Below are 8745 nucleotides of genomic sequence, written 5' to 3' on the forward strand. Positions count from 1 at the left end.
AAAGTGTAACCACTTGCGTCAACGATTTTAACAGAATGCTTCAGAAGGAAGAAGGAAGACGGTAGAAGGAAGAAGGCACAAGGTTTCTGAAGGCACAAGGCACTTATGTTTCCGAAGGCACTTATCTTTCCGAAGGCAGAATGCACTTATGTAGAAGAAAAATTCTCCCATTCCCAGACTCTCCCACTCGGACACTCTGGGCCTCTCCGGAGCTAAAAGCCTCAATTCTGTATCTAGTAAGCAAGAGCCAAGATTTCCGGCAAAAAAGGAACCGCCCGAACAGTAGTCCGGGCGGAGTGTGGTGTGAGGAGTGAACGGAAACATGCGTCTCCGCTTCTTATATTGTGACATCTCCTTCTCGATAATTCCACAATATTCTGTAAATTTCGAGACTCTTGAACAAATTTTGTCAAGGTATGCTGGTATTCGATCGGTAAATCTACTTACCCATGCCCAACTGCTGAGCTTTTTGATAGACTTTACCCTCAGTCAGCAGAGAAGGAGCAATTACCACTTCCACTTGCTGCATCTCCTTAAGATCCTTAGCGCCCAAGGTGCCCATGCTAGTTTTCAGAGCTCCGAGCAAGTTGTGCGTACCGTCATCTAGGAGGGCCGGCCCGCGCAAAATTTGCTCCACAGTACCCGTAGTCCCCACGCGAATGCGAGTGCCGCGCGGCAAAACTGGGCTGGGAGTCGCCATCCCCCAGTGAAAGCCGCGGCCGGGAGCTTCGGCGGCCCTGGCAAAGGGCGAACCAATCATCACTCCATCGGCACCGCAGGCAATGCACTTGCAGATATCGCCGCCGGTAATTAAACCGCCGTCAGCAATCACCGACACGTATTTGCCAGTTTCGCGATAGTAGTCGTCCCGCGCGGCGGCGCAGTCTGCTACCGCTGTGGCTTGGGGAACGCCGACACCCAATACGCCCCTAGATGTGCAAGCAGCCCCCGGCCCAATGCCCACGAGAATGCCCGCAGCGCCAGTTTTCATTAAATTCAGGGCGACTTCGTAGGTGACGCAGTTGCCCAAAATTACTGGTATCGGCATCTCTTGACAGAATTGAGTTAAGTCTAGAGGCGCGATCGACTCAGGGGAAAGGAAAGCTGTCGAGACTACTGTTGCTTGCACAAAAAATATATCGGCTCCAGATTCAGCAACCGCCCGGCCGTATTTGCTCGCAGCAGCCGGTGTACCGCTGACGGCGGCAATCCCTCCTCCTGCTTTAATTTCTTTAATTCTGAGCTCGATTAATTCTGGCTTGATGGGTTCGGCATAGAGTTCCTGCATCAGGGAAACAAATTCGTGGTTCCCGACACTCGCGATGCGCTCTAATATTGGCTGGGGATCGGCATAGCGGGTTTGAATTCCTTCTAGGTTGAGCACCCCCATTGCTCCCAATTCCGACAGCAAAATGGCCATGCGGACATCGACTACTCCGTCCATTGCGCTGGCGATAATCGGGATTTCTCGATCGATCCCGCCAATCTGCCACTTGGTATCTGCCAAACTCGGATCGAGGGTGCGCTGTCCTGGTACGAGCGCGATTTCATCTATGCCGTAAGCTCGGCGAGCACTTTTGCCCCGCCCAATTTCAATATTCACGCTGTTTCACTTCCACAATGTATTTAAATTAGAGTAACAAAATCGTAGCCTGTCGGCAGGTAGCGATCGCGCAAATGAGTTTAAAAAGCCTGATCTTGATTGGATTTTATGAAATCGAAGGGGATTCTTTTCCTCAGCAACGGCCACGGGGAAGACTCGATTAACTGTCAAATTCTCAAGCTTTGAGAGCATCTGGCGCGGATGTTGATGTTTCGGCCATGCCGATTGTAGGTGACGGGGCTGCTTACCGCCGATCGACCGTGCCAATGGGCCCACCAGTCAAATGCCGTCTGGGGGCGTTTTTTACATGAATCCCCTGTTTTTCCTCAAAGATATTGGGGCCGGGCTGATTGCTTTGACTTGGCAGCAATTGCAGGCTGTTTGGAGGCATTCGCGCCACTGCGATTTGGTGGTGGCCACTGGGGATATTGTCGCGGCTGCGATCGCCCATGCCAGCAACCGCCCCTATATAATTTTTCTATCGGCCCATTCTAGTTATTACGAGGGGCGAGTCGATTTGGGTTTAATCTTGTGGCACTTGCTTTGCTCAGAGAAATGTCTGGCGGTTTTTACTAGAGATGCTTTGACTGCTGCTGACTTAAACCGACAGGGTTTAAAGAAAGCTCAGTTTGTCGGCAATCCTGTCATGGAGTAACCCATAAATGGAGTAAGTCGGAGCGAAACACGACATTCCCAATAAAGTTCACTTTTGCAACTCCTCTGTAGTCGCGTCCTTTAGTTTGTGGGAGCTAGTCCCAACCAAGTGGAGCGTAGTAAGGTAGGAATTTTTAGGCAGTTTACCCTGGCCTAATACAATCAAAGTGGCAGTCGCTAACACCGTTCTAGTTTGATTGCACACCTCAAGTATTACTACTTAAGGCTTTTAAGATTGAGCTCCGCCTCTGGGATGTTGCGCTTGATTGCTTTTAACGCTACATTGCGGGCGGCATTTAATCCAGAATGAGTTTTGTAACCATTAACAGTTGCCACTAATGCCGCCCCAGATTGATAGTCCTCAAATTCAAGTGGGCTAGCAGGAAATTTAACTCCTCTCCAAAGTGGATCTCCCCACGGACTAAGACGGCTCGTGTTCATCGGACTAACACGAGTTGTCAATATGGCATAATCTTGATACGCAATCCGCTTGACTTGTTCAAAAACCTTTCCCTTGAGCCAGTAAGCGCGTTTTTGATTTGACCGCCTAGAAAATTTACCTTTTTTGGGGCGAAGATTACCCAGGTGTTCAAAACTAATTACATCCGCTTTCCAGTGCTTCGCGAATTCAACAAGCCTCCTTGAAACAACCCTAGAAAAGTCAATTTCTCTAGCCGTTATTGAGTCCCATTTTGATTTAGCAAAACCGCGACTCACTATTTTGGATTTTCTCATCTTGATTGCAATTCTTCCTAGATCCCGCTTCCTACGAGCTATATGACGCGACTGGTTGATAAAGTGTCTAGCGATCTCAGTCGTTTCGCCTCTGTCGTTGGTTTCTAGAACGGTTGCAATGATGATAAACTTGTCGATATCCATATCAACTCCGCACGTTCTAAATGCGGATTTAGACATGAGTCCCTTGATACCTCCAGTTGCAGGAACATACTTTTCTAGTGGAAAAACGATCCACAAAGAACCGTTTTGTACCTGAATCCTGGGAGAACCTTTTACCCATTCCGCTGAGATATGAGGGCATTGGTATTGATGTTTAACCCACTTCCACGCATCTCCAACTCGCATCTTCAAAACAATGGAAAAGCCATCATCCTCTTTCCACATCCCTGAATCGTACTGCGGGTTGAACCGGAACGCTCTAGGATGGATAGGAGGTTTATGATGCCTCATCCGCTTCGGCCGATTTAACCATTTTTGGTAGGTAGAATTCCAACTTTCGTAAGCGCCGATGGCTTGTCGAATTGCAGCTCTTTTCAATGGGGAAGGGAAACCATTGATAAACTGATGACCAGCAGTCAGTAGTTCGTAGTATCGCCAACCACCATTAGATTGAACGGGAATACTAACGCCTTGAGGATTTTCGGCAATTAACAGGAAATAAAAATGCACTATTTCGTTGTAAGCATCCTTGGTTTCCTGCATATCAAACTTTGAGCGAATCAATTTCGCTTTAACTGATTTTGTTGCGATTGAATATCCTTTTTGGCGTTTGAGCATTTTACAATGATACTCCTATACACTCCGATTCCTCAATGGGTTCCGCAGATTTTTCGTTAGTCGTTATTTCTTCTTTACTGATCGGGTCTTTGTAACGCCTCAGAAAATAAAGGCGGCTACTAAAGCAGTGCATGACGCTCATAAAGTCCTGCATCAATTCAGCGTGAGGGGATAGGTCGGTTTTGCCTAAAACAGTTATTTTGCAGCCATTTTGAGAGCAGTACCATTCCACAAATTCAAATCCAAATCGGCACAGACGATCTTTGTGAGCGACAACAATTTCAGATATTTCTCCGTGTCCAACTCGCTCCATCAATTTAATGAATTTCTTGCGCTTAAAATTCATCCCAGAGCCGATCTCTCGAATTAAGTTGCCTTGCCGATTAGCTTTGAGGGCTGTAGCTTGAGACTCTAAATCGTTTTTCTGCGAATGAGTTGAGACTCTGGCATAAATGATTACCAATCCGGTAGTTTCCTGCAAGCCTGATTTCCCGACAATACTGGACTCTAGGTAGCGGCGATGACCTCCTTTGGAGCGGATGTATTCGATTTTGCCGTCATCCGCCCAATCTGCTAATGTTTTAGGGTGGTAGCCGTATTTTTCCTGTGCTTGAGCTGGGGACAGATACATTACTAGAACAATCTAATATAGAGAATCACTCCAGTATACTCCAATATTCCGTTTTCTAGTAATTAGACAATCTCAATTCTACGGGCAAAGATTTGCAGTTAATGCCGGGAGTTCGGACGATCGCCCTTCTCCCCGGTTCTCGCCTCCCGGAAGCTACTAACAACCTCGTTTTGCTGCTGGAACTGCACTTCATAAACCCGGTTTCTGGGTCAGATTGCGTAAGCGCCGTTTATCCTATTTGATAACACGCCGTTGGTTCTGTTCGATCATTGACTTTAATGCCGACTGTTTTAAGTCTGTAAGATCGCGGATGGTAATTGAGCAACCGTCTCCCAATTTAACAGCAGTGAAATAATAGCATTTGCCAAGGTAATCACTTTCTAGATGAACCTCTCCTTCAAGCGATTCTCCAGTCTCAACAACTTCTACTAATAAATCAAACACTCCTGGACTCAATTGATTAAGCAGTTGTTTCAGCACGGGTTCGCTCGCGAGATCTGTTCGTTTTTTCCCTAAGAGTCTGGCAAAGACAGGGTTAACTACCAAGCAGCGAAAATCTTCAATTTCTCCAGCGATATCTCCCCTCACCGCCTCCACCGCAGCTATGCCATCCAGAGATGAGTTTAGCAAATTTGCCAGCAGGCTGCGAGATTGGTAGGCAATTTCTGCGGTTTGCTGGTGTCGCTCAATTGCTTCTTTAAGCTGGCGTTTTTGGTGCTGGATAGTGAGCTGAGTTTCGAGGCGAACTACCACTTCTTCCAACTGAAAAGGTTTAGAGATGTAGTCAGACCCCCCTACCTTAAAAGCTTTAACTTTATCAAAAACTTGGTCAAGTGCGCTTAAGAAAATAATCGGAATTTCTGAGGTGTTTTCATCGGATTTGAGGGCTTCGCAGACTTGATAGCCGTTCATGTCTGGCATTTTAATATCCAGCAATACAACATCGGGGGGATAATGGCGAACAGTCCTCAAGGCCATCGCACCATTGGTGACGCAGCGAACTTTATACCCCTCCTTAGTGAGAATTCTTGTGAGAAAACGCAGATTCTCTGGGAGATCATCAACAATTAAAATGTTGCCTTTGCAAGTTCCTAATTCATTGATGTCACTTTCTCCTACCGAAGCCATCGTCATAGGTTCGCCTTCGACTTTGGCCTCGGCGAGATCAGTTTGGGTGCTTTGCTTCTCTAGCAGAGAGCGGAAGTTATTCTTAGTAACTTTTTCCCCCATTACCTCTGAAATGCGGTGCCACAGGATGGAAGATAAATCTTTGATATGTCCTACACTGAGGTACAAGCTGTCAGCAACAGCACTATAAGTTGCGTTTTTCCACGCAGCTTTTAAGATTTCCTGCTCAAGAAAATTTAACGGTTTACTGGTTTTGGACTCTAAGGCTGATTCGAGAAATTCTAGAGCTTGCTCAAAAGTCATATACAAATCAATCTCATCGGGTAATTTTTTTCAGTTGGGCACCCTAGCTTTGAGTTATACACCGTAGTAAGTCGGTGGAAAAATTCCTAATAGCTATTATGACAGACTTATTGACACTTACGCTCCGGGACGATCGCCCCCGATCGTGATTCCACCTTGTCGAAATATGCAGCCATGCGATCGCGCCCGCTTAATTCTTTGTGAGGGCGATCGGCTTAAACCCTTTAATTGCAAGGCTTTTAAGTTGCTTGTCTCCCCGTCAGCTATTTGAGTTTGTTCGCTTAAATTTTTGCCCACCTCTTTCTTCACCAGCCTTGGAGGCACTCCCACCAAAGAAACCGGGTTTTTTACCTTGGGTGCGGGCTGCAACCTGTGTATTTTCCTAAAAAAACACAGGTGATGGGCCCCCATGCGTAAGCCCTATTCACATAACGCTCCAAATGATCCGACTTTTCCGACTTTACGATCCGACTTTTCCGACTTGCTTTATGCCGAGCGCGCAAACATACTATTAATAGCATCCACCAAAAGACATAGAACACTACCAGTCATGCTGTCGATCGGCTCTATCTAAAGATAGATAGTAAAACCAGGGCGTCCGACTTTTCCGACTTTACGATCCGACTTTTCCGACTGACAGGGGCGGGGGAGGGGAGCCAGGATACAGACATGGAAAGGATGCAGCCTCAAAAAAAGAGTAACTGAATCCAATCTTTATCCGCATAAATACTCAGACCACACTGAGCTAGATGTTTGCGGGATTGGGGTGCAACGAAAAAAGGAACAGAGGAATGTTCCTCCACATTTATCTTTCACCACTTTTAAAATCATGTCAAATTCTCAATCCGTTATTGCAACAGACATTCGGTATTGTCCTGAAGATATAGAGAAAGCATTTTGGCAGCTATGGCAGCAGAACCGAGATGATCTTTACCGTTGCTGTCTCAGGTGGATGGAGGGGAATGCTACTGATGCTGAAGAGGTGCTCAGTCGCGCCATGCTCAAAGCTTGGGATAAATTGCCAGACTATGCCGAAAAAATCACCAACCTCCGAGCTTGGATCACTCGCTTAACCCATAATCTATGTATAGATATACACCGAGAACGTCGCCGGAAAGCAATGCAAATGGAGGATATTGAAGAAGTAGCTGCTACAGGAAGCTCAGCAGTTATTTCTTGTTTGAACTCTCCTGAAGAAGCACTTCTACATCATGAGTTGGGACAGTACATTCGCCGCGCTATTGATACTCTTCCTTCTCGACTGCGAACTCCGTTTATCCTGCGTTACTGCCACCAGATTGCCTATCAAGATATTGCCCAACAACTTGCTCTCTCGCTCAATAACGTTTACAAGCGCATCCAACAGGCACGAGATATTCTGCAAAAGCGTTTGAGCAAGTATTTGTCAGGGGTGGATGATGCTTTGTTAGATTCCTCCGAGTCCTCTAAAAAGGGGGACGTTGCCTCGATCGGGGATGATTTTGCTGTAGGGGTAGTGCCCCCGTGCCTACCCCGTCAAGATTCTGGGGCGATCGCGGATGATTTTGCTGTAGGGGTAGTGCCCCAGTGCCTACCGCGTCAAGATTGTGGGGCAGCCTCGGTTGGGGCAGCCACGGGTGGGGCAGCCACGGTTGGGGCGATCGCGGGGGGATTGCCCCTACAATTCGATGAAACGATCGCATCCGACTCGATCGCCCCGATGACAGAGAACATTGGCGAGACAATTAATTATCAGGTAACAGCAATATGTCTAGAAACACTACACTCCGGCTGGTATCCCTCACTCAGTCCTCTGGGGTGGAGTTGAATGCTTACCTAGTTCTAGACGAAAAGCCCGCCCGAATTGACCAGAAGCTGAAAACATTAAGTGAGTACGTGCAGCAGTATCCTTCTGGATGGAAGAAACGGTTGGAATTGGCGAATCTGCTGTATGCAATGGGTCGTATTGAGCAGGCGGTTGAGGAGTATCGCCAAGTGATCGATCGGCAGCAACCATTGATTGGCGTGCGGTTGCAATTGGGGAAACTCTTGCAGCTTATGGGACAAGAGGTTGAGGCCATAGCAGTTTATGAAAGTGCCTTGGCCAATGCACGCAATGAGGCGACTCGACAGCATATCAGCGGATCGATCGCACTCTGTAGAAATGACACTCAAGCCGCGATACTCGCTTTTGAGTCGGCGGCAACCCTTGAACCAGATAATGCGGCTCACTGGCTGGCCTTGGGGCAGGTGCAAAGGGGGAGAGGGGATGCGGTTGCAGCTTTGCGAGCCTTTGATACGGTTTTGTCACTGAACCCGGATGATGTTGTAGCGCTGATTGACAGCTACGACGCGAGTCAGGCGGTGGGTAATGTGCGCCAAGCCCAGCGGCGGTTGAGCAAAGCGCTAGAGGTGGCTCCGGGTGATTTCCGAGCGCTCAAACGACTGGCGGATACTCGTTGCCGGATGAGATTGGTATCGGGTGAGGAAGGCAAACAGACTAAACAGATAATTAGTTCTGTGCTGCAACTGGCTCCTGATGCGGCGGATGCCCGCGAGTTGCTGGCCTATTATCACCTATTCCGGGGGGAGTCGGCTAACGGGATTGGGGTGTTGGAACGGTTTACTGAGGAACACCCGAATCATCCGAGGGGTTGGTATTCCTATGGGCGGTGCTTGTTCCATACCGGGGAATATCAGAGGGCGGCTGAGGCGATGCTGAAGGCTTATCGTCTCTATCCCCAGGATTGTGAAATTTATCGGGCGTTGTGCGAGATTTTGCCTTTAACCTCTGCGTCTACCGCTCACCAAAAACGTGAATTTTGTAGGGGTAGTGCCCCCGTGCCTACCCCCAAGGGTAGTGCCCCCGTGCCTACCCCCAAGGGTAGTGCCCCCGTGCCTACCCCCAAGGGTAGTGCCCCCGTGCCTACCC

The 8745-nt window shown here is 48.1% G+C and carries 9 protein-coding genes; 3 read left to right on the forward strand and 6 right to left on the reverse strand.

Translation table 11 applies throughout. The features are described from left to right. Window positions 1–439: 439 nt before the first annotated feature. Window positions 440–1603 carry a GuaB3 family IMP dehydrogenase-related protein gene (locus QUB04_RS23370; RefSeq protein WP_333288032.1) on the reverse strand — a complete coding sequence of 388 codons (1164 nt, stop codon included), beginning with the start codon at window positions 1601–1603 and terminating at the stop codon, window positions 440–442. 307 nt (window positions 1604–1910) lie between these two features. On the opposite strand from QUB04_RS23370, the gene QUB04_RS23375 reads away from it, so the two are divergent. Further along, the gene (locus QUB04_RS23375) at window positions 1911–2258 is read left to right on the forward strand and encodes a hypothetical protein (RefSeq protein ID WP_333288034.1); all 348 of its coding nucleotides are present in this window, start codon (window positions 1911–1913) and stop codon (window positions 2256–2258) included. Between the two features lie 215 nt (window positions 2259–2473). Here QUB04_RS23375 and QUB04_RS23380 read toward each other — a convergent pair whose 3' ends face one another. The 5 genes from QUB04_RS23380 to QUB04_RS23400 form a co-directional block, all read right to left on the reverse strand. After that, window positions 2474–3772 carry a hypothetical protein gene (locus QUB04_RS23380; protein ID WP_333288036.1) on the reverse strand — a complete coding sequence of 433 codons (1299 nt, stop codon included), beginning with the start codon at window positions 3770–3772 and terminating at the stop codon, window positions 2474–2476. A 1-nt stretch (window position 3773) separates the two neighbouring features. Further along, the gene (locus QUB04_RS23385; RefSeq protein ID WP_333288038.1) at window positions 3774–4403 is read right to left on the reverse strand and encodes an IS607 family transposase; all 630 of its coding nucleotides are present in this window, start codon (window positions 4401–4403) and stop codon (window positions 3774–3776) included. Window positions 4404–4458: 55 nt separating this feature from the next. Further along, window positions 4459–4596 carry a hypothetical protein gene (locus QUB04_RS23390; protein WP_333288039.1) on the reverse strand — a complete coding sequence of 46 codons (138 nt, stop codon included), beginning with the start codon at window positions 4594–4596 and terminating at the stop codon, window positions 4459–4461. A 41-nt stretch (window positions 4597–4637) separates the two neighbouring features. Beyond that, window positions 4638–5834, reverse strand: a complete 1197-nt coding sequence (locus QUB04_RS23395; protein WP_333288041.1) for a response regulator — start codon at window positions 5832–5834, stop codon at window positions 4638–4640. Window positions 5835–5951: 117 nt separating this feature from the next. Next, on the reverse strand, window positions 5952–6203 hold the full coding sequence (locus QUB04_RS23400) for a hypothetical protein (protein ID WP_333288043.1): 252 nt from the start codon (window positions 6201–6203) through the stop codon (window positions 5952–5954). A 460-nt stretch (window positions 6204–6663) separates the two neighbouring features. Here QUB04_RS23400 and QUB04_RS23405 point away from each other — a divergent pair, with 460 nt between their 5' ends. Next, the gene (locus QUB04_RS23405; RefSeq protein WP_333288045.1) at window positions 6664–7641 is read left to right on the forward strand and encodes a sigma-70 family RNA polymerase sigma factor; all 978 of its coding nucleotides are present in this window, start codon (window positions 6664–6666) and stop codon (window positions 7639–7641) included. After that, window positions 7581–8745 (forward strand): tetratricopeptide repeat protein (locus QUB04_RS23410; RefSeq protein ID WP_333288046.1); only part of this gene is annotated, 1165 nt, incomplete at its 3' end. The genes QUB04_RS23405 and QUB04_RS23410, both read left to right, overlap by 61 nt.

The sequence above is a fragment of the Microcoleus sp. D2_18a_B4 genome (genome assembly GCF_036702475.1).
Lineage (GTDB): Bacteria > Cyanobacteriota > Cyanobacteriia > Cyanobacteriales > Microcoleaceae > Microcoleus.

What these genes read in the sequence shown, in the direction of transcription:
- QUB04_RS23375 (WP_333288034.1), top strand. Translation starts at nt 1,911, where the DNA reads ATGAATCCCCTGTTTTTCCTCAAAGATATTGGGGCCGGGCTGATTGCT.
- QUB04_RS23380 (WP_333288036.1), bottom strand. Translation starts at nt 3,772, where the DNA reads ATGCTCAAACGCCAAAAAGGATATTCAATCGCAACAAAATCAGTTAAA.
- QUB04_RS23385 (WP_333288038.1), bottom strand. Translation starts at nt 4,403, where the DNA reads ATGTATCTGTCCCCAGCTCAAGCACAGGAAAAATACGGCTACCACCCT.
- QUB04_RS23390 (WP_333288039.1), bottom strand. Translation starts at nt 4,596, where the DNA reads ATGAAGTGCAGTTCCAGCAGCAAAACGAGGTTGTTAGTAGCTTCCGGG.
- QUB04_RS23395 (WP_333288041.1), bottom strand. Translation starts at nt 5,834, where the DNA reads ATGACTTTTGAGCAAGCTCTAGAATTTCTCGAATCAGCCTTAGAGTCC.
- QUB04_RS23405 (WP_333288045.1), top strand. Translation starts at nt 6,664, where the DNA reads ATGTCAAATTCTCAATCCGTTATTGCAACAGACATTCGGTATTGTCCT.